23 protein-coding genes are annotated in these 24,593 nt (G+C 64.6%); 2 read left to right on the top strand and 21 right to left on the bottom strand.

Annotation, left to right across the window (positions count from 1 at the left end; translation table 11 throughout):
- Positions 1–5: 5 nt before the first annotated feature.
- From ACSLGO_RS04645 to ACSLGO_RS04615, 7 genes are all read right to left on the bottom strand, one after another.
- Positions 6–641 carry a hypothetical protein gene (locus tag ACSLGO_RS04645; protein WP_436400165.1) on the bottom strand — a complete coding sequence of 212 codons (636 nt, stop codon included), beginning with the start codon at positions 639–641 and terminating at the stop codon, positions 6–8.
- 359 nt (positions 642–1,000) lie between these two features.
- Complete coding sequence (locus ACSLGO_RS04640; RefSeq protein WP_436400163.1) at positions 1,001–1,378, bottom strand: hypothetical protein; 378 nt, start codon at positions 1,376–1,378, stop codon at positions 1,001–1,003.
- Between the two features lie 31 nt (positions 1,379–1,409).
- A complete protein-coding gene (locus ACSLGO_RS04635) occupies positions 1,410–1,781 on the bottom strand; it encodes a hypothetical protein (protein ID WP_436400161.1) in 372 nt (123 codons plus the stop codon).
- Between the two features lie 1,043 nt (positions 1,782–2,824).
- The gene (locus tag ACSLGO_RS04630; protein ID WP_436400159.1) at positions 2,825–3,514 is read right to left on the bottom strand and encodes a hypothetical protein; all 690 of its coding nucleotides are present in this window, start codon (positions 3,512–3,514) and stop codon (positions 2,825–2,827) included.
- A 44-nt stretch (positions 3,515–3,558) separates the two neighbouring features.
- The gene (locus ACSLGO_RS04625; protein WP_436400158.1) at positions 3,559–3,969 is read right to left on the bottom strand and encodes a hypothetical protein; all 411 of its coding nucleotides are present in this window, start codon (positions 3,967–3,969) and stop codon (positions 3,559–3,561) included.
- On the bottom strand, positions 3,956–4,426 hold the full coding sequence (locus ACSLGO_RS04620) for a hypothetical protein (RefSeq protein WP_436400156.1): 471 nt from the start codon (positions 4,424–4,426) through the stop codon (positions 3,956–3,958). Before ACSLGO_RS04620 ends, ACSLGO_RS04625 begins: the two co-directional genes overlap by 14 nt.
- Before the next feature lie 66 nt (positions 4,427–4,492).
- Positions 4,493–4,987: a hypothetical protein gene (locus ACSLGO_RS04615; protein WP_436400154.1), complete on the bottom strand. Its 495-nt coding sequence runs from the start codon at positions 4,985–4,987 to the stop codon at positions 4,493–4,495.
- Between the two features lie 83 nt (positions 4,988–5,070).
- Between ACSLGO_RS04615 and ACSLGO_RS04610 the strand changes: the two genes are divergently transcribed.
- The gene (locus ACSLGO_RS04610) at positions 5,071–6,828 is read left to right on the top strand and encodes an FtsK/SpoIIIE domain-containing protein (RefSeq protein ID WP_436400152.1); all 1,758 of its coding nucleotides are present in this window, start codon (positions 5,071–5,073) and stop codon (positions 6,826–6,828) included.
- A gap of 56 nt (positions 6,829–6,884) precedes the next feature.
- Here the strand turns inward: ACSLGO_RS04610 and ACSLGO_RS04605 are convergent, their stop codons facing one another.
- From ACSLGO_RS04605 to pilM, 14 genes are all read right to left on the bottom strand, one after another.
- Positions 6,885–7,985: a hypothetical protein gene (locus ACSLGO_RS04605; protein WP_436400151.1), complete on the bottom strand. Its 1,101-nt coding sequence runs from the start codon at positions 7,983–7,985 to the stop codon at positions 6,885–6,887.
- A 128-nt stretch (positions 7,986–8,113) separates the two neighbouring features.
- Complete coding sequence (locus tag ACSLGO_RS04600; RefSeq protein WP_436400149.1) at positions 8,114–8,812, bottom strand: hypothetical protein; 699 nt, start codon at positions 8,810–8,812, stop codon at positions 8,114–8,116.
- Positions 8,813–8,867: 55 nt separating this feature from the next.
- Positions 8,868–9,944, bottom strand: a complete 1,077-nt coding sequence (locus ACSLGO_RS04595) for a hypothetical protein (protein ID WP_436400147.1) — start codon at positions 9,942–9,944, stop codon at positions 8,868–8,870.
- A gap of 35 nt (positions 9,945–9,979) precedes the next feature.
- Positions 9,980–13,132 carry a hypothetical protein gene (locus tag ACSLGO_RS04590; protein ID WP_436400145.1) on the bottom strand — a complete coding sequence of 1,051 codons (3,153 nt, stop codon included), beginning with the start codon at positions 13,130–13,132 and terminating at the stop codon, positions 9,980–9,982.
- 56 nt (positions 13,133–13,188) lie between these two features.
- Positions 13,189–14,457 (bottom strand): hypothetical protein, encoded by a 1,269-nt coding sequence (locus ACSLGO_RS04585; RefSeq protein WP_436400143.1) that lies wholly within the window; start codon positions 14,455–14,457, stop codon positions 13,189–13,191.
- 8 nt (positions 14,458–14,465) lie between these two features.
- Positions 14,466–16,718: a hypothetical protein gene (locus ACSLGO_RS04580; protein WP_436400142.1), complete on the bottom strand. Its 2,253-nt coding sequence runs from the start codon at positions 16,716–16,718 to the stop codon at positions 14,466–14,468.
- Positions 16,719–16,730: 12 nt separating this feature from the next.
- A complete protein-coding gene (locus tag ACSLGO_RS04575; protein WP_436400140.1) occupies positions 16,731–16,922 on the bottom strand; it encodes a hypothetical protein in 192 nt (63 codons plus the stop codon).
- Positions 16,923–16,994: 72 nt separating this feature from the next.
- Positions 16,995–17,483 carry a prepilin-type N-terminal cleavage/methylation domain-containing protein gene (locus ACSLGO_RS04570; RefSeq protein WP_436400139.1) on the bottom strand — a complete coding sequence of 163 codons (489 nt, stop codon included), beginning with the start codon at positions 17,481–17,483 and terminating at the stop codon, positions 16,995–16,997.
- Between the two features lie 115 nt (positions 17,484–17,598).
- Positions 17,599–18,861, bottom strand: a complete 1,263-nt coding sequence (locus ACSLGO_RS04565) for a type II secretion system F family protein (RefSeq protein ID WP_436400137.1) — start codon at positions 18,859–18,861, stop codon at positions 17,599–17,601.
- A gap of 131 nt (positions 18,862–18,992) precedes the next feature.
- Positions 18,993–19,148 (bottom strand): hypothetical protein, encoded by a 156-nt coding sequence (locus ACSLGO_RS04560; RefSeq protein ID WP_436400136.1) that lies wholly within the window; start codon positions 19,146–19,148, stop codon positions 18,993–18,995.
- A gap of 263 nt (positions 19,149–19,411) precedes the next feature.
- A complete protein-coding gene (locus ACSLGO_RS04555) occupies positions 19,412–19,990 on the bottom strand; it encodes a hypothetical protein (RefSeq protein WP_436400134.1) in 579 nt (192 codons plus the stop codon).
- A gap of 103 nt (positions 19,991–20,093) precedes the next feature.
- Positions 20,094–20,846, bottom strand: coding sequence for a hypothetical protein (locus tag ACSLGO_RS04550; protein WP_436400131.1), 753 nt, complete (start codon positions 20,844–20,846; stop codon positions 20,094–20,096).
- Positions 20,843–21,694, bottom strand: a complete 852-nt coding sequence (locus tag ACSLGO_RS04545; RefSeq protein WP_436400129.1) for a hypothetical protein — start codon at positions 21,692–21,694, stop codon at positions 20,843–20,845. The genes ACSLGO_RS04550 and ACSLGO_RS04545 overlap by 4 nt, the downstream gene beginning before the upstream one ends.
- On the bottom strand, positions 21,694–22,749 hold the full coding sequence (pilM, locus tag ACSLGO_RS04540) for a pilus assembly protein PilM (protein ID WP_436400127.1): 1,056 nt from the start codon (positions 22,747–22,749) through the stop codon (positions 21,694–21,696). Before pilM ends, ACSLGO_RS04545 begins: the two co-directional genes overlap by 1 nt.
- Before the next feature lie 161 nt (positions 22,750–22,910).
- Here pilM and ACSLGO_RS04535 point away from each other — a divergent pair, with 161 nt between their 5' ends.
- Positions 22,911–24,590, top strand: coding sequence for a GspE/PulE family protein (locus ACSLGO_RS04535; RefSeq protein WP_436400125.1), 1,680 nt, complete (start codon positions 22,911–22,913; stop codon positions 24,588–24,590).
- The last annotated feature ends 3 nt before the right edge of the window (positions 24,591–24,593 follow it).

Genomic DNA, 24,593 nt, shown 5'->3' with positions numbered 1-24,593 from the left:
CGCGACTACCTTGAGCTGGCTGCCTGGGACGCGACAGACCGCAGCTGATAATGGGTCACAGCCTGGGACGCAGCATCCCTAACGGCTTTCTCCGTCGCAGCTTTCTTCTCGGCCGCTTCAGCCTCAGATGCCTTCTTCTTGGCTGCCTCGTCCTCAGAGGCCGTGCCGTCCGCTGCAGGCGCCGCTTCACCTGCAGCTGGAGCAGCAGATCCGCCGTCAACAGGAACGGCATACCCGGTGTTGCCCGGAACGTAGCCCTGGCCGGAAGGCGCAGCGTAACCCTGGGACGGTGCGGTGTAGGACGGAGCCGTGTAGCCACCGTTGTTCGCCGGAGCCTGGTAGCCGCCGCCGCTATTGGCCGGAGGAGTGTAAGACTGGGTCGGCGGATTGTAGACCGGGCCCTGGGCAGGAGGCTGAGGTGCAGGTGCCGGCGGCATGGGGGCAGGTGCAGGCTGTGCCGGGCCTGAGCCGCCGTAGTCTTTTCCGGAGTCACCCGTACCGGGGCCAGTGTTGTCTTCGACCCAGTTGCAGACCGGGGGAAGTCCGGGGACGCCGTCCGAGCACACCATGCGTGCGCTGGCAGGAGCGGCTGAGAACAGCAACGAGGCGCCGAGAACGGCGGTAGCGGCGAGCGTCGCCACTGCCTTATGTCGTCGCCGCGGTGCTGACGCTGCAGCTTTACTGTGTTGGAGCCCCCATTTGTTCATTGCGCAGACATTACAGCAATCGTGATGGCGACGGGGGAGTGTCGCAGAATGCTTCCCCTAGTCAGAAGCTGGATCGACTGCAGACCTGTCCGATGTTTCGATGCTCGACTATGCCCTGCAGGACCTGCTCCTGGATGCGCTGCGTCACGCCGGAGGGCGCAAGGTCTTCTAGGGTATTTACGGGGCGGTCTGACTCATCCGATGAGATGCGCAGACCGCCAGGTTGACGTAACGTCCGTTATCGGCGTGCGATCCTGGCCTCCGAAAGTGGGTGTTTGCCAGGCCTGTGCGTTCTACCGGTGCGGGTAGTCCTTAGCGGCAATTCGTCCGGCTGCATGCTGCAGTGCTGCGATCACCAGGTCCTGGTCCTGGGAGTCCAGGCGCGGGAACGTTGATTCGATGTTCACCTCGGTGCCACCGGCGATGGACGCGGCCAGCAGAAGGTACCTTCGTTCGCCGCTGGAAAGCCCGCCGATGTAGTCAGGAATGGCGGACCAGTCGACGTCCACGTAGGTGCCGTCATCCGAGGTGCGCATCCACGGCTGCGTGTGCCTTGCGAACCGGCCGCCGTAGGCGCGGATCAGGAGTTCGACACCTGCCTCATCGGAATGAGACCCGCGGGCCCATCCCCTTAGCCTGTCGTGGAACTCTGTGCTGGTGCTGGCGTCCATGTTTTCCCCTCAAGGTCCGAGTTTGGTCCCACTATAGGTGAGCGGAACTGCCGGTCACTTCCAGTACGGCACGGCCTTCGGTGGGGATGTCCCTCATCCGCGATGCCGCCTCCTTCAGACGCTCGACAGCGACGGCTATGGGCATCGACTCGAGCTCAGCAGTCTCCCTGGAGCCGCCGATCGGCATGTCCTCCGGCGACACGTAGACCGGCAGGTTCAGGTCCTTACGCCACCAGTCGAGAATTTCCCTCTCCACTGACATTGCCTCCAACCCTGAATCGAACGTCTCGACGTGAACTGCTTGCCAGCCATGGCGCCGAAACACTTTGAGCCGGGAAGACCCGGATGCCGTCACGCCGACTTTCACTGAACCGAGCCCTTCGTTGACCAGAAGGTACGTCACGCCCGGTACGCCCAGCTTGAACCCGTAGTCTGCGCACCAGCGGCATCCGCGGCTGCCCGGGCCCAGGACTGTGACCCAGACGGAGGTTTCGCGTCCGCAGCGGCACAGGCACCTCCACGGGCCGCCTGTTCCAGGGTAGGGGGTCAGCGGACTGTAGCCGGCTGCCCGCACCCTGGTCTCGGCTGCGGCCGCGTACCCCGACTTCTTCGTGGCCCCCTGTGCGATGCGCCGGCAGGTCTGGCACCCGCGGCCTCCACTGGACACGTTGCCGTAAGTCGGCCGCGTCAGGGTCCCGCATCTCAGGCACCGGCACAGCCACTGCTTGCTGGCGCCGGGATAGGGCTCAAGCGGTTCCAGCTGCATACCTTGCATGACCTTGACGGCAGTGGGTTCGAAACGCTGCCGGCGCACCAGCCCGTTTCGCCGTGCGGCACACATTCTGCATCCGCTCTTCAGTGCATGTACGGTCTCGTACACCGGAGTCCCGGGCGCCCCGCAGTTCAGGCAGGTGCTGGGCCAGTGAGCCCTGGCTCCGGGGAACGGGGTGAGGGGCCGCCATCCGGCGTCAAGGAGGATCTGCCGCGCGCTGTCTTCCGTAATTAGGTGCCGGCCGGAGCATGTCCTGCACCCCTTCGTCATTTCCACCCCGTGCAGCAGCGCCATGCTTTCATCTCCGCATTCAAGGCACCTGCAGCGCCATCGGCTGTGCGACCCCGGGTAGGGCTCCAGCGGCTCCCAGCCAGCTGCCCTCATGCGCTGGACGGCCTTCTGCTCATTGGCTGCCCTTCGCCGTTCACCTGCGGCGGCGCGTTTGGCTGCGATCTCTGCCTTTCGGCAAGGGCATCCCGGCAGGTCCCGCAGGCGGGCCCGGTTCCAGGTCAGCGTGACTTCCCGGCCACATTCCAGGTGCTCTGCAGGCCATTGACCGTCTCCGCCGGGGTACTCCTCCAGAGCCCGGTAGCCAAGTTCGAGAAGGCGGGATGCTGCCGTCTCATGAGTCATGCGCATCGGCACGGATTCGTCCTTCCTGGGGCCCGGGATGTTCAGTCGCGGCTCGTGCTGCGGGCGCGGTCCGGCGGCGGCAGAGCCGAAGCATCCTCGCTAATCAGGTAGACAGTCTCGACCCGATCCGAGATCAGGGAGACGTCCTCCATCGTGATATTGATGAACGCAGAGCGGTTCTTTAGGTGCTGGACTAGCTCGGTGACAGGCCAGGTCAGTTTCTCCAGGTAGGTGCTGAAGGTCCTCCCGCTGGCCGCAGCGTAGTCGGCTGCCGCGCGCGGATCGTTGTTCCTGCGCCCGTACACGAGTTCCACGTCGACGTCGCCGATCGGATCGACTGACTGGTCAAGGTAGCTGCCAAACAGGCGCAGGCGGTGGATGAACAGGAGCCTGCCGGGATCGGCGTTGTAGCTGTGCGCCCGTTCGATCAGGCCGGAAACGAGGCGGTCTGCTGTCCGCCGGCTGATTGGCCTGCCGAAGCTGGCCATCGCCAGGGCATTGCCGAGGATGGTGGTGGTCCACCAGTCGTATCCGTCCTGGTCCGTGTCTGTCTTCTCCAGGTAGCCGGCGGCTTCCAGGTCCGCGAGAGCACGCTCAGCGGCAATGCCGGTCCCATCGAGAAGCCCCTCCGCGGCGGCAGCAGCAACCTCACGGCCTCTGAACTGCCGGACAACGGACCGGGCCAGGTCAGCAGGCAGCCCGGCAATGATGTCTGTCCTGGCTACCCTCATGCGGACAGCTTAGACAGTGCCGCCCACATTCACCCGAAGGGGTGTCACCGGTTCTTCGCAGCTTTGCGCCTCCGGCGGTCCTCGCGGGCGACACGCCGGGCCACGGGAGCGATCAGCCGTGCAGCCGGACGGGACAGGCGGATCTCCTCCTGCTTGGCCTGGATTCCGGATTCGAGGGCGCTGATGCGTGCCTCAAGCTCTTCCGGGGGCAGTGCTGCGGGTCCGTCCTGCCTCTTGTGCAGGTACCTGATCTGGTTCCTGTAATAGGCGATGGCGTTCTTGGCACGGCGCCTGGCGTGTGCAGGGTTCTCGGCCCCGTTGTTCTCCAGCTGGTAGGCCCGGGCACGGTGGGCCACCTGCCGCAGGTGAGGTCTCAGATCGCTGTCCGGGGTGAGGCCGTAGAGCTCGGCGATACGCGGGTTCATGGTCCCCTTGCGGCCCTTAGATCGACTCATAGAGTTCCACAATCTCTACTGCCAGGTCATGGCGTACACGGGGGTCTGTGATGGCTGCGAAGTCTCCGGCCCAGGCCTTGAGGTCTTCAAAGTCCACTGCGGTGTCTGCGCCGAGGTGTTCGTGGTGTGTGAAGGTCAGCCGGCCGTCGGCAATGACCAGAGTGTCGGCAGGGCCCGAGGTGAACTCCGCAGGGAGGATGCCCAGATGCTCCGTGAGCACTTCAAGCGCCTCGGTGGTTGCATCTACCTCCCTGGCACCGTTGTCCCAGCCCAGCAGTTCGGACACATCCGTGTCCTTGGGATGGGTCATCGTTACGCGCAGCCATCCGTCAAGAAGCTGCAGGGAGAGCTTCCCGATTCCCTCGATGCTGTGCTCATCGGGACCGAGAAGGCGTGTGGCGGTGCCAAGGGAGGAAAGGTCGAGCGGATTGGTCGAGGGGCTCTGTATGGCTGTCATGTCTTCAATGTGTGCGGATAGGGAAGAATCAGTCACCGCTTGCCTGCACTAGCGGGTGCATATCCGTCAGGCGGGCTGATTCCAGGGAAGGTTCTCCGGGATTGTTTCCGGCTGAATGGGCGTGATTCCGCGGAATACGGTGGCTGCCTCGGTGCGGTACCTGATTGCCAGGTGTGCCGGGGCGCCGCCGGGCAGCGCGCAGAGCTCTTCGATCGCTGACCGGGCCTCGGAGAGGGTGCGGTGGGCGATGAAGCGTTCTTTGCGGCCGGCGTTGGCCACGGTCAGGTACCTGTGTTCCGGGTTCGCGGGGCCGGGCTTCGGAACAGCTTTTCCTGCGTCATAGAGGACCCGGACGCTGCGGTCTTCATCCAGGACGATCCCGCTGTCGCTGCCGGTCATCAGCTCCCACACAGCTTCAGCCGGGAGCGTCTCCTCGGTCCCCGGCTCTGACCAGATTCCGTTTCCGTCGTGCTGGTAGATGCTGGAGGGCTGCCACGGTGAGCTGATGACGGAGCCCGCCGCGAGGGACTTAAGCTCGGACAGGGATCCGATGGTGCGCACGGGGCTTAGTTAACCGCTTGCGGCAGGTGTCCCGTCTACGCATGTCCTCAGGCAGAGATATTTGCCTACCGAAGGACATGCCAGTGGCATCCAGTACCGAACGGATCCGGGTCAACCTCCCGGCCGGCTTCAAGCCCGAGAAGCACACGAAGCAGGTCGAAAAGAAGATCGCCGAGGCGCACGGGGACGGCTTCGAGATCGACTCGATTGAATCCGTGACCCGCGCGGACGGCACAAAGGGCCTGGTAGCCGTCGCCACCCGCCAGGTCAGCATCACCTCGGTCAGCCAGTCCGAGAACTCCAAGTCCAAGACTGTCCGCCTCACCCGCGGAACCAAGCCCAGCGACGGCGAGAAGATGGCCATCAAGCTGGCGGACCAGCACGGTGAGGGCTGGGAGATGACCCGGTTCGAACCCTTCCTGGGAACGGCTGTGCTGACCAAGCTCTCCCCCGACGTCGCCAGGTGCCGCGGTGCCGTCTCTGTGGCCCTGGGCGTGAAGCCCTGGGAAGTGCAGGTCAAGCCCCGCCGTGACGGTGGGTTCGACCTTGAGCTTCCGCGCCAGTACGTGCCGTCCAAGCACGAGTCCAAGCTGGAGGAAGTCGCCACCACTGTCGTCGGCAACGAGGGCTGGTACGTGAAGGTCGACGCCAGGAAGCTCACTGCCTCGATCATCCCCTCCTCTCCCCCGACCTTCCCGGCTGCGATCCCGACGCCCATGGACTCTGTGGTCCGCTTCGATCACACCGATAAGAGCACCTACCGGATCCCCCTGGGCATGAAGCTGCCCGCCGCCGGCGAGACGGTCGGCGACACCTTCTACCTGGACATGAACGCCGGTGCCCACGCGCAGCTTGGCGGTATCTCCGGCGGCGGTAAGACCGTGCTGCTGAACTGCTACCTGGCCACCTGGCTTGCCAAGGGCGCCGAACTGGCCATTATTGACCTTCCCACCAAGAGCGCCGACTTCGAGTGGTGCAAGGAGTACGTCCGCCCAGGCGGGTGGGGATGCGCCTCCCCCGCCCAGTCCGCGGTCGCCATCCGGCTCATCATGGAGGAAGGCGAACGCCGCTCCGCCTACATCAAGTCCCACGGGGTGAACGACTGGAAGCTGCTGCCCAGGAACAAGGGCCTGAAGCCCCTGATCGTCATCGTCGATGAGCTCACCGGTCTCTTCGCCCTCGAAGCCGTCCCCAAGGCAGGCAAGGACGCCCCGCAGCTGCTCAAGGACATGGCTGAAGAAGCTCAGCGGACCAACCTGTACAAGGAGATCCTGAAGAACGGCATCAAGCGTGTGGCGGCCGAACTGCGCTTTACCGGCGTCTTCCTCATGCTGGCCACACAGGTTGCCTCCGCCAACACTGGTATCGAGCCGGCGCTGCGCACCAACCTGCACCACAAGCTCCTGATGGGTGCGAAACCGACCCCCGGCAACCGGAGCCTGGTCTTCTCCGATCCGGACCGTGTACCGCTGGTTCCCGAGAACGTCCGGACAGATGGTGCGGCGTCGCGCGGTGTCGGTTCCTCCGAGCCCGAAGGCGATGAGCCCTCGGTGTTCAAGTCCTACTACGCCGAGGTCACCCAGTACCGGGCCTGGCTGGAGAAGCTCGGCGTACCGAAGACCGATCAGCCTGAACCTACGCGCCGGCAGATGGCTCAGCTGGAGGACGCGTTCGAGGCCGATGACGCAGATGCGACCGCCCAGCGCCGCGCTGCCATGAAGGACCCGATGGCGGAGCTGATGGGCGATTCCGGCCTGGATGAGAACGGGCGTCCGCTCAAGGGTGCCGCCCTGGCTGCCGCGCAGACCAGGAAGCTCTCCAATATGACTGCCCGGCCCTAGCAGCGAGGGCACGAAAAAGCCCCCGCGGGATCTCTCCTGCGGGGGCTTCGTCGTATCTAGGCGGACTTGCGGAACAGTCCAAAACCGGGCTTGGGCGCTGCCGGTACCGGCTCCGCCTCCGGTGTCTTGTCGAGCGCGGTGTCGATGTCGAACATCACCTGGGGTTCGAGCCCGTCTTCTCCATCGTCAGCTTCCCCCGCGTCGTCATCGGGAACTGCACCGAAGATGACTTCTTCCTCCTGCGCGGGGACTACCGGCGGTGCGAGGGTGGCGAAGAAGTCGGCTTCAGGTTCCTCCGGCGCCGCTGCAGTGGGGTGCTGCGTCTCTGCATCGGGAGCCGGGTCGGGATGCTCTGATTCCGCGGCCGGGGCCGTCGCCCCTATGAGGACTTCGTCCGGCATGACGTTCATGGCCGCGGTCACCGTGCCTGCGATGTCATCTGCCGGGGTGCCAGGGCTGTCCGAGGTGCCGTTCATGGCGATGGCCACCATGTCCAGGGCTTCCTCAAGCGGGGTGTCGGGGCTGTCCTGGGCTACGGCCCGGATGAGGCCCAGTGCCTCGCTGCGTGCTGCAGCGCGGATGCTGTCTGCCTGTTCGTGCAGCGCTGCCTCGGCTTTACGGGCGCGCTCGGCGAGGGAGTCCTTCTCCTCTGCGGCCTTGCTGAGGGATTCGTCGTAGGAGCGCCGGCGGCCGCGGGCCTCTTCTTCAAGCCTCTCACGCAGGCGGGCTTCCCCGTCCAGGGTCTCCTGCTGGCTGGAGATGGTGCGCCGGGCCTCGGCCAGGTCCGCCCGGAGGGCTTCGACGTCGTCCCCGTCCTCTTCTGCTGCTTCCGCCTCACGGTCGCGGTCAGCGAGATCCCGGCGGAGCTTTTCGATCGTTTTGCGGGCTTCGACCAGCTCGGCGGGGTCCGCGGCGTCGGCCGGTGCCTGCGCATCGTTGAGCAGGTTTTCCTTCTCGCCCAGCTCCGCTGTCAGGCGCCGGTTCTCTTCCCGCAGAGCTGCGGCAATGCCTTCAGCCTCAGTCGTACGGCGGATGTGGTCTCGTTCGAACTCGAGGACTGCCTCTTCGAGTCCGGCTGCTCCGGTGACCGCTGCGTGCAGGAAGGCGTCCCGGCTGACCCGGAAGGCATGAAGCGGTGATGGGGTTTCGGTGGTCATCTGACTCCGTAGTCTGAGGGACGTATACCATATCAGTTTAGCGATTTTGACCACAATGCATACTGCCCACTCGGGAGACGAGAAAGCCCCGCCGGATCTCAGCCCGGCGGGGCTTTTCGCAATGCCTTCTAACGGCCTTCGGCAGCCTTGTCAGCTGCAGCCATGATGCGCTGGTACGCGGCAGCCTTCTCAGTGCTTTCCTTCACGGAAGCCACGGTGGCGGCTTTCTGGTCTGCAGCCTTCTTCTCAGCCGCAGCCTTTTCCTCGGCAGCCTTCTTCTCAGCCGCTGCCTTCTCTGCGGCTTCGTCCTGCGCCGGAGCTTCAGCCGGGGCGGCAGGCTCAGCTGCCACGCCTCCCTGGGCTGGAGCAGCCACCCCACCCTGGTAGCCGGGAGTGTAGGCACCCGCAGCCGGTGCCGGGGCTACGTATCCGCCGCCGGGGTTGTAAGCCGCAGGCGGGTTGTAGCTCTGCGCAGGCGGGTTGTACGTCTGGGCAGGAGGAGGGTTGTAGGCCGGAGGCGGGTTGTAGTTCTGAGCCGGAGGCTGGTAACCCGGGGTCGGGCCATAGCCGCCGCCACCCGAGGACGGAGGTCCGGTCACGGTGCCGGGGCCGGATCCGCCTCCTCCACCGTAGTCTCCTCCGCCTGATCCTCCGTTTCCTCCGCCGGGTCCGGCCTGGCAGGCCATGCCCATGGCACCGAGATCGACGGCTACCTGGCCCGGAGGGCAGCTCAGAGCCTGGGCCGGTGCGGCGCCCAGGAAGAGCCCGCCGCTGATTACGGCCAGGGAGCCGGCTGCGGCCAGCGTGCGCTTCAGTATCGTCTTCATAGCCGAGACAGTACATGAGAGAAAGGTTTCTGTCATGTACTGATATACCGGGTGGTTAGCGGGCGTACGAGTAGGAGATCACCATTTCGTCCGCCGTGGCGGTCAGCGTGCGCTCTGCGAGGTTCTCATTTGCCATGTGCACACCGCTGATCGCTGCGTTCCAGGCGGTGACGTCGCTGGTGACCGTAACGAGCGGATCCTTCAGGTCAGTGCTTCCGGCAGGGTCGTTGAGTGCACCCATGTGCTTGCCGCCGGCGATGAAGCTGGCGCTCTCCAGGATCGCACTGACTCCGGGCTTGATGACCTCGGCGGTGCCGGTTGGGCCGTCCACCGCTGCAAGAACTTCCTCGGTGGCCGCCAGAGACTGAACCGCCTTTTCGAAGTCAATCGCCTCGGGGTTCACGCCGCCTTCAGCGAACTTGCCGGCCCAGGCCTTGCCGTCAGTGCTGGTGCCGCTCCATTTGGTGCCGGTCTCGAAGCCGAATCCGGAGGAGAGCAGGGAGGCGTAAGCTGCAGCGTTCCCGTTGTTGCCGTCGCCGGTCAGGGACACTGCTTCGCGGCCGGTGTTCATCCACATGGCGGCTTCACCGGTGCTCCTGGGCGGATCGTAGGCTTCCAGCGACATGACTGACTCTGCCGGTGCCTTGTACGTGGTGGTTGAGCTGCCCACGACGACGATGTCGCCTTCGATGGCCAGGGTGCGGTTCTCCGCAGCGGTCTGGGTGCCCAGCCAGTCGGCGACCTTCTCTGCGTCCTGCTCGGACGGGGTCTCCACATAGAAGAGCCTCAGCGGCAGGGTGAACGGAGTGCCGTGGTCTTCGGTATCGAGGGAACGGGAGTATCCGATGTACTCGATGGCCAGGTCTGCTTCGGCGGGCTTCAGCTCGGGCAGCATCTTGTTCGGCTCATCCATGGGGGCAACCTTGTCCCACCACATTGCGGAGAACGGGGCGATGACCAGGGTGTCGGCGTCAGCCGGGACGAGCTCCGGGATGGATGAGGCTTCGGATCCGGCCCCTTCGCTCTTCAGGTAGGAGCCCAGCCCCAGGGCCCCCGCAGCCACGATCGCTGCGAGGGCTGCTCCGGCGGCGGCCAGCCTGCGGTTCCGCTTCTGGTTGGGGGTCAGACCCATTGTCTTGCGTACCTTCCGCTGTACTGGTTCAGCCATTACTTGGTGACCCACCGGGGCCGGTTCTGGTCATTCACGGCCTGGCAGGTGGTGCCTTCGACGTAGCCGTAGCACGGGTAGGTCGGCTCCTTCAGGGCGTTGCCGCTCTGGCCTGCCGGGGCACACCCGATACCGGGAGGTGCCAGGGCAATCAGGGAGAGCCTCAGCCGTGCGGAGTTCGGGCCGCCGTTGCCGTTGGTCCAGATGTCCTGTCCGAAGGTGAAGCCCTTGTAGTACGGCGAACCGTTGCTGTTCATCACCTGGTGTGAACCGCCGGCACCCAGTGTCGTGCTGGAGGACTCAACCCAGCCGCGGTTGTCCGCGCTGATGTGCTCCAGGCCCTTGACCGTGATGCTGCGCCAGGCGCCGTACCGCGGGGTGTGCTGCAGGTCGATCATCCGGGCTGCGAGCAGCTGCTGGCTGTTGTAGCCGGGCGAGGAGCAGACGATGATCTGCTTGCCTTCGCGCGACATGTCAGCCGGGGTGGTGAAGCTGGCCCGGTTGCTCACGGACCGGGTCAGGCCGTTGGGTGCCTTCGCAGTGATCTCGTAGCGGTAGGTGGCTCCGGGCGCTGCGATCTCCGACCAGGTGCCGCCGGCGCCGTTGTTCACCGTCCTGGACAGGTTCGTGCCCGACGGCAGGCCCTTGGACGAGCCGGTGCTGTCGTTGGCCAGGGAGGCACGCTTCATGGTGAAGGAGCTGGCCCCTGCCGAACGCGCCCAGGTGAGCGTGGAGTAGGCGTTCTGGACGGCACCGTAGGAGGACCCTCCGATCTCAATGTTGCGGAGATCCAGGTTGAACCGCTCGGCACGGTTGCCGCTGGCGTCGCCGGCCCAGTCCAGGACAGCGAACTGGCCCGGGTAGGTGTTCACGGTGACCTTGGCTTCATCGCTGAAGCCCTGGTTGGTCAGTGCCTGGTTCCGGGACTTGGCGCTGTAGGTGATGGTGGCACCCTCGGCGTTCGAGATGTTCGTCCAGTCCACGGTGGCCTTGGAATCGTTCGCGCCCTTGGCGGTGTCGAAGTTCTTGCCGTCCTTCAGGAGCTGGTACGTGCACGTCGTCTCTGTGCAGAACCGGTCCTTGGCAGCGTTTCCGGTATCACCGTTAGGGGTGAGCGAGAAGGAAGCGGCCGGGCTGGACAGGTCGGGCTTGCGGGTCACCTTCAGTGCAGGAGCAGCCGGGCGCTGGGTGACGGTGGCACCGCGAACCGAGAACTCCACGCTCATGCCGGTGTCATTGTAGGCCTTGGCCCAGTAGTCGTACTGGGTGCCGCGGGACACCTTGTCGTTGAAGCTGTTCGCGTCGATGCCAGAGTAGCTGGCCGCCGAGCAGTCATCCACGAGGCACGTCATGGCACCGCCGCCGCGGCCTGTGCGGCCCAGAAGGTAGCCTTCGGCGGACGCGACACGGTTCCACATGATCCGGTTGCTTCCCTCGAGGTCCCTGGTGCCGTTTTCCCCCACGGGAACCATCTCAGGGATGGGCGGGAACTGCAGCCTGTCCTTCACCTCGGCCTTGGGCGTGGCCTTGGCTTCCGGGGCAGGGCTGGAGCGCATCTCGGTTACCGGCTGCTGGGCAGCATCGACACCGCGGGGGCCGTTGTTTTTGGCCACCACGTAGTAGGCGTAGTGGGTGCCGTAGGCTGCCGGGTCAGTGAACGTCAGGGCAGAGGTCGTACCCACCTTGGTGGCCGTACCGGAGGTCTTACCGTTGGCGTAGCGCCAGATCTCGTAGCTGGTGGCCGTGGGGGCGGACTTCCATGTCAGGACATTGCGTCCGGTGGTCAGGCGGTCGCTGCCGGTGCCGTACTCGGCCTTGACTGCCAGCCCGGCAGGTGCCGTCGGGTGCGTCAGGGTCTGGATGCGGACGGACTCCTGGGACTGGCCCGAGAGTGCCGTGGCCTTGATGAACCATTCGTAACGCTTGCCCCAGCCGCCGCCGTTCCAGGTGTAGGTGGTTGCAGCGGATCCCTGCGCGAAGTCAGGCGCGTTGAGGAAGTCGGTCTTACCGGCGATGGCAGCCCCGGTGGAGGCGTTGACTTCGCGGTACTTCAGTTCGTAGCCGGACGCACCGGCGACGGCATCCCAGCTGATGACGATGCGCGGCGTGGTCAGGGAAGCGTGGGCGCCTGAGGTCCAGCCGACTGCTTCAGGGTTTGAGGGCAGCACGGAGGTGGCCCTCCAGACGGGGTTGGCGATCTGTGCACGCCAGACTGCCGGCCGGCATCCGGAGGACAGGGTGCCGTTCGCTGCCTTGGTGTAGACGGTGTAGGTCACTGCGTCACCGGCTGCAGCAGGGTTGGAGTTGTCGGTCCACTCCCCGACGGTCTTGCCGGCAGCGACGTTCACAGTCGCGACAGCGGCAGCGTTGCGGTAGATGACGTAGTCCCTGAATCCGGGAACCACGGTCCAGCGCAGCACAGGCTTGCCCTGTTCGCGCTCATCAAAGGACAGGACAGGGCAGACGGGGCTGGCGGCAGCGCCGTCGGAGACACCGCCGGTTCCGTTGCGCAGGGAAGCCGAGGTGGCGTTCTCTGCTGTTCCGGCCTCACCGGCAGTGGCAGCGAGACGGATGGCGATGCGTTTGATGGCGGTCGTACCGCCGTCCTTGGCGCTCAGCGCGGGGGAAACGGAGAGCGCGCTGCCGGCGATGCCGTAGTAGGTGAAGATCGCCGGGGCATCGGCCTTCATCTCGTCCACTGCGGTCCGGGTAACCTGCCTGCCGTCCCCGTTGGGGGCAGCGGCACCGGTTTTGGTGACAGGGATCCAGGAGTTGTTCGAGAACGGGTAGGCGTTGGCGGCGCCGGTCCAGGTCTGCTGGTAAAAGGTGGTGCCGCTCTTCACCCAGCGGGTGATGACCTGGTCGCCGGAGTCGCTTTCGTTGGAGGAGATGACGAGCTCGTTCGGGGCAGCCATGAGGATGGTGCCGGCAACCTGAACCTGCTGGGAGGCCCGGTCCAGGGCTTCCGAAATGGACGTGTTCTTCGTCTGCAGGGCAGCGTTGTTCGCGTTGTTCTTGTTCACGTTGGCGAAGAAGAGTGCGCCGCCGCCAAGGACCATGATTCCTACGGCGATGCCGACAAGGATTTCGGTCAGGGCTGCGCCGCGGTCCCGCCCGCGCATTGCCTTTTTCCTGAACTTAATTGCTGCCATACCCCCTTGTGTGCGGCTGGATGGGTTTGTGCGTATCCCGCCGGTCGGCCGGCCCCTCAACTGCGCACTCCGGAGGGCTGCTTGTAGTCGACGAGGTACCAGACTTCGCTGTTGTAGGTGTCGCCGGGCCGGATGTTGGCGCTGCGTCCGCCCAGCGGCCCGATCGGTTCGCGGGCTGTGAACTTGCCGGCGGCCTTGACGGTGTCGCATGCCAGGGAACCGGTAAAGGTGAGGCCCTTGGATGTCGAGCGGAATTTGGAGGGGTCCGATTTCACCACGGTGCGGCACGTGCCGTTGGGCGCGTAGACGAACGTGTTGTTCACCGTCATCGACGTGCCTGATGCATCCTCGGTGCTGAAGTCCACCCCTCCCTTGGTGTAAATGTTCAGGCCAGCCGATGCCGCGCCGGTGATGTTGGCCTTGACCGTGATGTTTCCGCTTACGAAGGCGTTGAAAGCACCGGAACCGATGATGGCCGTGGGTACGTCAAAGTCCATGAGGGAGTAGCAGCCGGTGTTGCCGTTAGCGACCAGGACACCGCCGTTCTCGGACGCCCGCCACGGATCCAGGGGCATGCCGCCGCATCGGATGATGTTCTCGTCGATGAACTTGGAGTCAAGCTTCAGGCCCGCGGGGATCCTTGAGGACGGGGAGATTACTGCCTTTGAGGCATCCGTTCCGTACAGCAGGTAGTTCGCTGCGTTGACGGCAGCGGTGCCGGGTGCAAGGTCCATTACGGGCTTGTCCTTGAGCACGCCGACGCGGCCGTCGATGAACTTGGTGGTGCCGCTGACGCCGAGGCCGTTCTGCAGGGTGATCGAGCGGCCCAGGGCTGCGTGGTGGAAGGCTGTCTCCGGGGAGAGTTCGTAGGTGAGCTGGTCCGAGGCCCTGGAGGTAAATCCGCCCACGAGCAGGGCACCTGCCTTCACCTCAACCTTGCGGGTTGTGCCGCGGTAGGTGCCTTCCGCCTTGATGATGGTGGATTTGGTGCCGGTGACCGTCATCGGCTCCAGGTACCAGTTCCAGTCCTTCTTGCCGTCACCGTCTTCGTCCTTGGTGCTGTAGGCACGGTCGCCGGCTGTCGGCTTCGCAGCGTTGGGTTTTTCGTTGAGCTGGAAGATGGCTTCCTGGACGGCGTGGTCGGCCAGCAGGCCTGCCTGCCCAAAGTCCTTGTTCAGGGTCGCGCTGTTGATGGTGCGGCCGGTCGTGGAGACCATGGCGTAGATCGTCCCGGAGATGAGGACGAGCAGGATCAGGGTCGACATCATGATGACGCCGCGGTCCCGGGCACCCTTCTGCCGCATGGTGCGAATGCGCTCTGTCATGCGTGCTTTCATCGGTGCGTGACCACCCCTCCCTTTTCGGTCCATGTGTAGTAGCCGCCCTGGTAGTTCTGGCGGACGACGCCGTTCCAGATGTATTCATCGGACTGCGGGTAGCCCATGGGGCCGCGTTCGTAGTCCTGGGCAGCCCATGCACTGCGGATTGCTCCTACGCTCAGGTAGCCCCTTCCTGCCCGGGTGTCCCAGAGGATGGCCCCGCCCTGGTAGTTCTGGTAGGCCCAGCCGTCCTTGAGGCCGTAGACCTCGTCGGTTGTCGGGTAACCCAGCTGCCCGTTCTCCCAGTTGGCCGATGCCCACTTGGCTCCAATGCCTGAATGGACCACCTTTGCACCCGTGGCCGGGGACCAGACGATCGTGCCGCCTTCGAAGGGCTGGCTCTTGCCGCCGTCCTTCAGCCCTGTCGTCTCATCAGCTGTGGGGTAACCCAGGCCGGTTGCGTGACCGCCCAGGGCCAGGTGCTTGTCCCGCATCGGCCCCGGCATCTGTGCGTAGGCGCCATAGCTCGGGTGCCAGAGGATCGCGCCGCCCTTGTCATAGGTCCGGTATTTGCCGCCTTTGACGGAATTTACTTCTGCGGTCGTCGGGTTACCCATGACCTTGGAGCCGCCCATGAGCTCGTACTTCCAGCCAATCGGGGTGTTCGGTGCCGTCACAGATACGGTCTTGCTCCAGTCGGAGGAGGCTGCACCGTTATCTGCACGGACGCGGAGGCTGATCTGGGTGTTGCCCTTGGCAGCGACTGTGGCCGACACGGTCTTCTGGGAGGCGTTCAGGACCTGCCAAGCACCGTTGCCGTACTGGTATTCGACCCGGTAGGTGGACGTGAAGTTCGTTGAAGCCCAGAGGAAGTCGGCGCTTTCCTTGGCGGGATTCAGCTTGCCCGTCACAACGGGTGCTGCCGGACGGGCGGGCAGAGCCACAGACGCAGTGGCGGAGTAGGCCGAGTTGCCGGCAGCATTGACCGCCTGCACACGCAGCTTCACCGTGTCACCGCCGCTGCCCGTCACGGTCGCGGACCGGCTGGTGGTGCTGGCGTTCACGACCGCCCAGGCGCCGTTGTTGATCTGCTTTTCCACGCGGTAGGAGGTTGCCCGGTCAGCTGCAGCCCAGGTGAAGGTCGCGGCAGAGTGGCTGTCCGCTTTGCCGGTGACGACGGGGACCGCGGGCAGCTGCATGATGCTCACCGAGGAGACCGCGGAATACGGGCCGCTGATGGAGTAGAGGTTGGCCCGGACCCGGGCATCGACCTTGGCGCCGGCGGTGGCCGACACAGTGAGGGTGCGTGCCGTCTGGGCCTTGTCGACCACGGTCCAGGCTCCGCCGTTCGTTCGGGTTTCAGTCCAGTACGAGGTGGCAGTGGGTACGGCAGCCCAGGTGAATTCGGCGTTGAGCGTGTTCTTCACCGTGCCCGTAACGACCGGCATGCCGGGCGGGACCGGGAGGTTCACAGTAACCATCTGGCTGTAATAGGAATCCCCCGACGGGCCGGACGCGCGGATCTTCATTTCGACCTTGTCGCCGTACGAGCCGTCGATCAGGGCGCTGCGCAGGGAGCCTGCGTGGGTTTTGGTGACCCATCCGCCGCCGTTGATGCGGTGCTGGATGGTGTAGGCGTCTGCTCCGGTTACTGCTGTCCAGGCGGCCTTGGCCTTGGGGCCTTCATAGACGATGGAGCCGGTCAGCGCGGGAATCTTGGGCGGGTCTGCAACGGGAGCCTCGTTGGCGGAGCGGACCTTCGAAGGCGCGGCCTCACCGATGCCGGGGGTGATGATGGTGCGTTCGCGGCGGCTGTGCTCACTGCCCGGGTCCGCCTCGTTGTCCCGCCAGGAGACGTCGACGACGACAAGCTTCGTCCCAAACTGGGAGTTCCCGCCCGGGGCGTCCTGCCATCCGACTGCCGTCTTCACGGTGACCTTCAGGCCGCGCAGCGTCTTGGTCGTCGTGGCAGGAAGGGCGTCGGAGGTTTCGTAGATGGCTGTTGCCCCGGAGGCCAGCAGTCCGTCGACAGGCTGGGTCTTGGTGCCGATCTTGGACCACGGGGTGGCGCGTGCCGTCTCGAAAATGTCCTGCGTGACCTGGGTGGCGATGGAGTCGTTGACGGCCGTGCGCTGCGTGACGGTGGCGCTGGTGGCCGCGGCCGTATAGCCGAGAGTCAGCACAGAGATAATTCCCAGGGAAACGATGGCTTCAAGCAGCACCGATCCCCTGTCCTTCCTGCGGGAATTACCCCTAAACCATTTCACGGCTTCTGCCTTCTATTCGTTCAGCTGGGCGTTGACGGGCGTGAACAGTGTTGCCTCATTCGAGGCGAAGCGGATGAAGTCACCCCAGCCGGCGGCACTGCGGTCCTGGATGCTGCTGCGCGAGGGCAGTGACTTCAGCAGGGCTATGCCTGTCCCGGCAACGAATGCGTTCAGGTCAGCTGGGCTGGATGTTCCTGCTGTCATCAGGGGCGTGACTCTCTTTTCGAAAGGGTGGACCACTCGGGGGAGGCGGTATGGGCCGCCTCCCCGCAGGGGTTACTTCGGTGTGATGACCAGGCCCGGGGTCGAACCCGTGGACTTGTAGATGACCGTGTAGTTGGTCACGCCCGGGTTGGTGCCCACGATCTGGAAGCCGTAGCCGTTGGCGTTGGCTGCCACAGGGGTGCCGTCTTCCTTCAGCAGGGAGCCGACCAGGGTGGTGTCGGAGCTGCGCTTGGAGTCGGCAACGGACTGCGTGACACCGGGGAGCTTGTAGGTGGACTTGCCGGTCAGGGAGTAGTCGGACTCCACGAGCAGGGCTGCGTTGGATACCTCACTGGCCAGGTTCTGCACGGCAGCGCGCTCGAAGAACTTGCTGAACTGCGGCAGGATCGCCAGGGCCAGGATGGCGATGATTGCCATGCCGGCCATGATTTCGATCAGCGAGAAACCGCCGTCCCGACCGGCCTTCTGGTCATCGCCCTTCCGCCCGAAGGCGTGGGCCCGCAGCTTGTGCGGATCAAGGGTAAGGGTGGAGCTAGTCAACGGATGTGACCTCTTTCGAGTAAGCCGGGACTGGGAGGTTGAACCGCGGACTGCTCGGCTGCAACTGCCCGCACCTGGCTACATGCGTAGATTTCCGGGAGGATGCGACGGCTCCCTAGTACGGGGAGACGATGTCGCCCATGGAGAAGTACGGGAGGTAGACGGCCAGGGCGATGATGAGCACCATGCCGGCGATGCCGATGAGGAAGACGGGCTGGATGAGCGCTTCCATGTTGTTCGTGGTGGCGTCGGCGTCACGCTCGTAGAGTCGCCCCACCGCGCGCAGGGACTTGGCCATGCCGCCTGTTTCCTCGGCGATGGCCATGAACTGGATGAGCAGCTTCGGGAACAGCGGTTCCTTGGAGAGCGGCTCGACGATGGACTCGCCGCGGAGCTTTCCGTCCCGGGCGGCCAGGATGGCCTTCTCCATGGCGACGTTGCCGACCGAACCGGCGGTGATCGTCAGGGCCTGGATTTCGTGGACCTTGTTTTCGGTCAGGGAGGCCAGGACGCTGCAGAACTTGCTCAGGGCGATCTTGCGGAAGAGGCCGCCGAAGACGGGGAGCTTGAACTTCAGCGGGTCAATGAACTCACGGACCTTCTGTTCCTGGGAGTTCCTGCGGTACCAGAAGCCCACGATGGCAGAGGTGATGACCACGGCCGGGACTGCCCAGACCATCTGGTCGGAGGCTGACATGACGAGCTGGGTGATTTTCGGCAGCTCGGCGGTGCCGCCGGAGAGTTCGTCGTAAAGTCCGCCGAACTTGGGGACGACGTACATCATCATGAACACGAAGATCACGGCGCTGAGCACCAGGATGACCATCGGGTAGGTCATGGCCTTTTTGAGCTTGGCTCGCTGGTCATCCGCTGCTTCGAGGTCGTCGGCTGCCTGGGCTGCGGCCTGTGCGACGAAACCGCCTTCTTCGCCGGCGCGCAGGGTCTCGGTCATCAGCTGCGGGAAGATGTACGGGTGGCGGGACATTGCCTCGGACATCTTCATGCCGTCGGCGCCCATCTCCTTGGATACCTGTGAGAGCCCGTAGGCCAGCACCGTGTCGTCAATTTCACCGCCGGCGGCAACGGCGTCGATCGAGGCCCGGTCATCCATGCCGACTTCAAGGCACAGGGAGAGCTGGCGCGAGGCAGCAACCAGGGACCGGGGCTTTGGCCGTGCCTTCTTGCCGACCGTCGGCAGTCCGGACTCCCGGACTTCGATGATCGACTCGTAGCCGTCCATCTTGGTGAGCTTGGCGATCAGCGCGGCCCTGGACGGGTAGGACGCCTTGCCTGTCTCGGTCTTTCCTCCGGCAAGCTTCACCCGGTAGAAGAACTCAGTGTTCTTTGGCTTGCCGGGTGCCTCGGCTGTGGTCGTCAATGGATCTCCCTGATGCTCAGCATCCGGCAGAAGGTGTTCCCGCCGGGCGGATGTCTAGGGATGGACATGCGTAGATAAGCGCATGTCGGGCGCCGCCGGGCAGGGGCCGGAACAGTGCCGTGAGGATCCGGCTACATGACGCCCATCAGGCCGGTGAAGACCAGGGCTGCGATCAGCACTGCCGCGGTGACTTTCAGCGCTGCGGCCGGCCTCTGCTGGGCGGGCCCGGATGCAGTGCCGGCGGCACTCACGGTCTTGGCCCGGGGTGTCCTGGACTTGGTCTGCATACTGTTCCTCTCAGCGGTGGTCCTGCCTGCATGGGTGCAGGCAGAGGAGCGTGAGTGCCCGCCATTGACCATGCGTAGACCTGGTCGGAGAAGCCGGACCATGTCGGCCGAACGGGAAGAGAAGAGGCCCTGTCCGCACACATGGAAGTTGTGCAGAACAGGGCCTCAGCAGACTCGACAGAAGCAGTGGAAGCGGTGAGAAATCTACCCTCCGCCGCACACATAGATGATGTGAAGGAACACGGTGAAAGGGAGGCTATGGGCTACTTCTTGGAGTCAGCAGAAGCTGATGGAGAAGCAGCAGGAGCCTCATCGGAAGCCGGGAAGGCAATCAGCCAGGAACCGTCGCGGAAAACGAGGTCATTGACTTCATCAGCCAGGGACGCAGAGTTCTCCACGACCTTGTCGCCGGACTTCACGGAGATGGCCTCCACCGGGACGGACGCCGTGCGGTCCTTGATGACGACCTTGGACTCATCAACAGAAATCGACAGCTCAGCCTTCGGGTCCAGCACCTTCACCAGCGCAAAGTCAGCCATGGCCGATGCGACGTCGGCAGACTTCGCCTCCGGATCGGTCAGCGCAGCGGCAGCCGCAAAGGTCTTCTCATCAGCATCGTCCGGGAACGCAGCGGCAATCTCATCCGACGTCGTTGCCTCAAAGAAGTCCTCGATCGCACCAACAGCGTTGGCCGCGGTGAGCTGAGCCTTCTCCTCTGCAGCCGCAGCGGTGGCAGCAGCAGTGTCTTCCTTCGCCTGGTTGTCTCCGCCGCAGGCTGTTGCGCCCAGCAGCAGGCCGGCCGACAGGACGATGGTTCCCAGGTACTTCGTTGCGCTCTTCATGTGATTTCCTTACTTGTCAAGTCTTTAGTGTTGTTTGACAAGCTACGTGAGAGAAATGACGCTTTGCAAGCCGACGTGTACCTTTTATGTGATATGTGACGGACTAACCCTCGCTGCCGGCTGCCACTTCATCTCCCTCAGCCGGTGCCGGCGCCTCAGTTGCTTCCTCGGAATCCACGACCTCTGCCGGCTTGGACAGCGGCGCCACGAAGAACGATTCAGCGGTGATGCTCAGGTTCGTCAGGTTGCCCTCCCCCTCGATGCCGAACGTCTTGACCAGCAGCGGGCGCTCAAGCTGTTCGAGCTTCTCCAGGAAAACGAGCAGCGCCTGCGGCGTACCCTGCGCATTGATCGTCAGCGCCACCATGGCCACGGACGTCTCCTGAAGGTCTGCCTCTGCGGCGGCCGTATCATCGGCCTGAACTGATTCCAGCGCGGCGTCGACGTCCGGCTCACCGGTCTCCACCGCCTCGGATGAGTCAGCAGGAACTTCCTCGGCGACCATGGCGACAGAGGGAACTGACGGATTCAGCGTCACGAGCTCAACGCCTGCTTCCTCGGCCGCGCGGGTCACGGACGCGACCAGATCCTTCTGGGAGGAACCGGGAGGGAAGGCGGCATTGAATTCGCCAACCCGCTGTTCCAGGTCACCGATGTTCTCTGCGTTTTCCTTGAGGATGGATGCCTTCAGCGCCAGTGCCTGATTGGCGGCGTTGACCGTAACGGTCTGGTCTTCAAGGGCCTTGGTCTCATTGAGCTTCGGTACGAAGAACATCACGTACGCCAGGAAGATCAGGAACGCTGCGACGGCGGTGGCAACGATGTAGGGGGCGATGTGGCGGGACGGGGTTTTCACTGGGCCGGCTCCTCGATGGTTTCTGCGGCTGCCGGGGCGGGCACCTGGGTGATGGAGGCAAGCTCCTCCTCGGTGGGGCGGAACTTCTCGCCCTTGAAGCTGAAGGCCTTGTCTGTGTAGCCGATGCTGAGGCGGAACGTGGCTTCCTGCTCCCCCGCATTGGATTCGGTGACGTAGGGGTCGGTGAGGAATTCGACCGAGTCGCCCAGGGACGCTGCGAAGACGCCGACGTCGTTCAGGGACTGCAGGCGCCCGTTCACTTCCAGGCAGCCGACAGCGACCGACGGCGTGAACAGGTCAACGCTGGGGCAGCCTTCAGCTCCTTCGGACTTGGAGATGGAGGTGAATACAGCTCCGACCGTGTTGGCATCATTGAGCGCCTTGATGACCTTGGAGTAGGCCATGTCGTTCTCCAGGATGCCGGCCACGGCACTCTTCTGCTTGATGAACCCGTCGTAGTACTCCTGGAAAGCAGAGTTTTCCTCGAGGTACTTCGTGTGCTCGGCAGTGATCCGGTTGGCTTCGTCCAGGTCAGCCTGGGCTCCGGCAGTCCCGGAGGCCACGGACGCGTAGGCCACCACGGCCAGGCCCAGGAAACCCACGGCCAGCAGGGACGCGCGCTGCGTGGCACGGCGCCGGCTGCGGGCGCCGCGGACCTTCTCCGGCAGGAACATCAGCGCCGGGCGGGTGCTCTCAGGCCAGATGCCTGCCGCTGCAGCCTTGTCCACCTTGGGGAGCTTCTCCGCCTTTGGGGCCTTTGGTGCCTTCGGCGCCGGCGGCGTCTTCACCCTTGCAGGCTTGGCTGGCTTCACCTTCGGTGCTTTCTGGTTCTTCTTTTCGGGTGCCATCAGGCTGTTGCTCCCATCGCCAGGCCGACTGCGACCGTGTAATCGGCGCTGAGCACCGGACCGAGGTAGTACCGTTCAGGGTTTCCCTGGATGGAGGGGTCGAACTTGCCGATGACCGTGCTGATGGCCAGGGAGTCCTGGATGGCTTCGCGCAGTCCGTGCAGCAGCGCGCCGCCGCCGATCAGGGTGATGCCGGCCAGGGACGCAGGCGACTTGCGCAGGTCCAGGTAGGACTGAATGGCTCCGCGGATAGCACCGACGGCGGTGAAGCAGTAGTCATCCACGGCGCGCCGGACCCGGTAGTCACGGGAGAAGACGACCTTTTCGCGGCTGATGAGCTCCACGTCATCATCCTGAAGGGCATCTGAGATCGTCCTGCTGGCTTCCTGTCCGGCGGCACCGGTCTGCAGGGTCAGCGAGTAGGGCTTGCCGTTGTCGTGGATCAGCACTGAGAGGGCGTCGCGGCCGACATCGACGATGACGTCCAGGTTATCGGCCGGGCGCTGCACCAGGGGAAGGGCCCGCAGCGCTGCGAGCCCTGACAGGTCTGCTCCCGAGGGGTTCAGGCCTGCCTTCTGCAGGATCTCCACCTGAGTGTTTACCACCTTGGACGTCACTCCGCACAGCAGCACGTCCAGCAGGCGCTTTTCTGTTGCCTGGTCCGTGAACTCACCGAAGATGACGGCGTCAAGTACGACGTCTTCGGGCGCGCCCAGCAGCAGGGAGGGGTCAGCGATGATATCGAACCCGATGGCCGAGTGGAAGTCCTTGGGCGGATGCCAGGGCGCGCTGGCCCGGTTCACGAAGATGTCGTCCACAGAATTCAGCCCCATGACGGCATCGCGGGTCGTGAACTTCTCAGCTGCCAGGAACGCCTTCAGGTCGGCAGCGATACCTGCTGCAGCTGACGGCAGCGGCGCACCGTCCACGACCTGCCCGGGTTCAAGGGGCATATAGGCCTGCTTGAGGACCGTGGAAATTCCTTTGACGGTTCTCACTTCGGCGAGCTTGATGCCCGATCCCCCGAAGTCGATACCGATGACGCTGTCGGCCAAGGAATATGCCCCTCTTTCGTATGGACGCGGATGTCTTCAGCCAATGACATGCGTAGATTCCCCCGGGCCCCTGCACTGCCGGCCGGAAGGGCCTTCCCTGACGTGTCTACGCATGGAAAGAGGTGTCCACGCCGCCTTGCAAGTCAGGAACCGCCACCCCCATGTCTTCAGACCGACTCTCCACGTACTTCATCTCCCGGGGCATCATTGGCCAGGATGACTGGAACGCTGCAGTGGCGCAGTCCGCCGTCGTGGGGAAGACCATCCTGCGCCACCTGGTCGATGCGGAGCTGATCACCGCGGCCCAGGCCAGCGAAGGGTTCGCCTACAGCCGCGGGTGGACCTACCAGCCGCTGGGACCGGACCTGGAGATCCCCGAAGAGGTCATCGGACTGCTCAAGGACCCATTCGCCCGGGAACACCAGCTGATCCCGGTCTCCCGCGAAGGCGATGAGCTCACGGTCGCCGTCCGCAACCCTTCGGACCTGAACATCTCCAAGCTGCTGCGCGGCGCCACCGGCCTGAGCATCAACCTCGTCTATGCCACAGCCGACGACCTCACCCGCGCCGTGCACAAGTACTACTCCACCTCAGCTGAAGCGCGCCGCAAGGGTGAGCTGGCCACCAAGGTCGTCGAAGCCAATACCGCGAAGTATGCCGGCATCGGCCAGATCGCTGACACCGGGGAGATCGTCGACGCTTTGAACATCATCATCGAGGGCGCGCTGCGCGTGGGTGCCTCCGATATTCACCTGGAGCCGGCCGAGCACCACCTCTCCGTCCGGTACTCGGTGGACGGCAAGCTCGTGGCCGAACCTATCCAGTCCCGGTCCATCGCTCCGCGCCTCGCTGCGCTGATCAAGACGCGCGCCAAGATGAATTCCGCAGCCCTGACCAACCAGGACGGCGGCATCCGGCACACCTATGAGGGCAAGGACTACGACATCCGTGTTGCGGTACTGCCGACCAACTGGGGCGAGTCGATCACGATGCGTCTGGGTGCCGAAACCGTCCGGGACCTCACCGAGATCGGATTCACTGACGACACCCTCTCGCGCTGGCGCCGGGTCCTGTCCCAGCCCAACGGCATCACCCTGGCCGTGGGGCCCATGGGATCGGGCAAAACGACGCTGCTGTACGCCAGCCTTGCCGCGCTGATGAAGGAGCAGCGCAAGATCGTCTCCCTCGAAGCGCCGGTGGAAATGAACTTCCCCTCCGGCATCACCCAGGTCTCCATCAACCCGGGCCAGAAGCTCACCTGGGAAGGTGCCATGGAGACCGTCCTGCGAAGCGCCGCCTCTGCACTGCTGGTCGGTGAAATCAACAAGGAAGAGGTGGCCCACACGGCCATCAACGCCGCCATGACCGGTCACCTCGTCCTGTCCACTCTGCACACCAACGATGCCCCCGGCGCCGTGGTCCGTCTGCGGGAAATGGGCATCAGGCCCTCCGTGCTGGCCGACACTATGCGTTCGGTCTGCGCCCAGCGCCTGCCGCGGACCCTGTGCGAATGCAAGATCCCCGAGGCCCCCTCCCAGCAGCTCATCCGGGATTTCAGGCTCGACGCCGAGTCCCTGGCCGCCAACGAGTGGTTCGGGCCCAACCCCGACGGGTGCCGGATCTGCGCCGGCCGCGGCTACAAGGGCCGGACCCCGATCCACGAACTCATGACCTTCCCCGCCGAGATCCGGGACCTGATCACCGAAGACGTCCCCAACCGCATCATCGCGGAAGCTGCCCGGCGCAACGGGATGCGGACCCTGCAGGAAGACGGCCTGCTCAAGGCCCGCGCAGGGATCACCAGCCTGTCCGAAATCCGCAGCAACATCCTCATCGACTAGGAG

The organism is Arthrobacter sp. IK3 (assembly GCF_051337705.1).
In the GTDB taxonomy this organism is placed as follows: Bacteria; Actinomycetota; Actinomycetes; order Actinomycetales; family Micrococcaceae; genus Arthrobacter_B; species Arthrobacter_B koreensis.
This window is presented reverse-complemented; position numbering and strand designations above follow the sequence as displayed.

What these genes read in the sequence shown, in the direction of transcription:
- ACSLGO_RS04605 (WP_436400151.1), bottom strand. Translation starts at nt 7,985, where the DNA reads ATGACCACCGAAACCCCATCACCGCTTCATGCCTTCCGGGTCAGCCGG.
- ACSLGO_RS04590 (WP_436400145.1), bottom strand. Translation starts at nt 13,132, where the DNA reads ATGGCAGCAATTAAGTTCAGGAAAAAGGCAATGCGCGGGCGGGACCGC.
- ACSLGO_RS04640 (WP_436400163.1), bottom strand. Translation starts at nt 1,378, where the DNA reads ATGGACGCCAGCACCAGCACAGAGTTCCACGACAGGCTAAGGGGATGG.
- ACSLGO_RS04560 (WP_436400136.1), bottom strand. Translation starts at nt 19,148, where the DNA reads ATGCAGACCAAGTCCAGGACACCCCGGGCCAAGACCGTGAGTGCCGCC.
- ACSLGO_RS04625 (WP_436400158.1), bottom strand. Translation starts at nt 3,969, where the DNA reads ATGAGTCGATCTAAGGGCCGCAAGGGGACCATGAACCCGCGTATCGCC.
- ACSLGO_RS04630 (WP_436400159.1), bottom strand. Translation starts at nt 3,514, where the DNA reads ATGAGGGTAGCCAGGACAGACATCATTGCCGGGCTGCCTGCTGACCTG.
- ACSLGO_RS04595 (WP_436400147.1), bottom strand. Translation starts at nt 9,944, where the DNA reads ATGGGTCTGACCCCCAACCAGAAGCGGAACCGCAGGCTGGCCGCCGCC.
- ACSLGO_RS04585 (WP_436400143.1), bottom strand. Translation starts at nt 14,457, where the DNA reads ATGACAGAGCGCATTCGCACCATGCGGCAGAAGGGTGCCCGGGACCGC.
- ACSLGO_RS04545 (WP_436400129.1), bottom strand. Translation starts at nt 21,694, where the DNA reads ATGGCACCCGAAAAGAAGAACCAGAAAGCACCGAAGGTGAAGCCAGCC.
- ACSLGO_RS04535 (WP_436400125.1), top strand. Translation starts at nt 22,911, where the DNA reads ATGTCTTCAGACCGACTCTCCACGTACTTCATCTCCCGGGGCATCATT.
- ACSLGO_RS04600 (WP_436400149.1), bottom strand. Translation starts at nt 8,812, where the DNA reads ATGAAGACGATACTGAAGCGCACGCTGGCCGCAGCCGGCTCCCTGGCC.
- ACSLGO_RS04575 (WP_436400140.1), bottom strand. Translation starts at nt 16,922, where the DNA reads ATGACAGCAGGAACATCCAGCCCAGCTGACCTGAACGCATTCGTTGCC.
- ACSLGO_RS04620 (WP_436400156.1), bottom strand. Translation starts at nt 4,426, where the DNA reads ATGACAGCCATACAGAGCCCCTCGACCAATCCGCTCGACCTTTCCTCC.
- ACSLGO_RS04555 (WP_436400134.1), bottom strand. Translation starts at nt 19,990, where the DNA reads ATGAAGAGCGCAACGAAGTACCTGGGAACCATCGTCCTGTCGGCCGGC.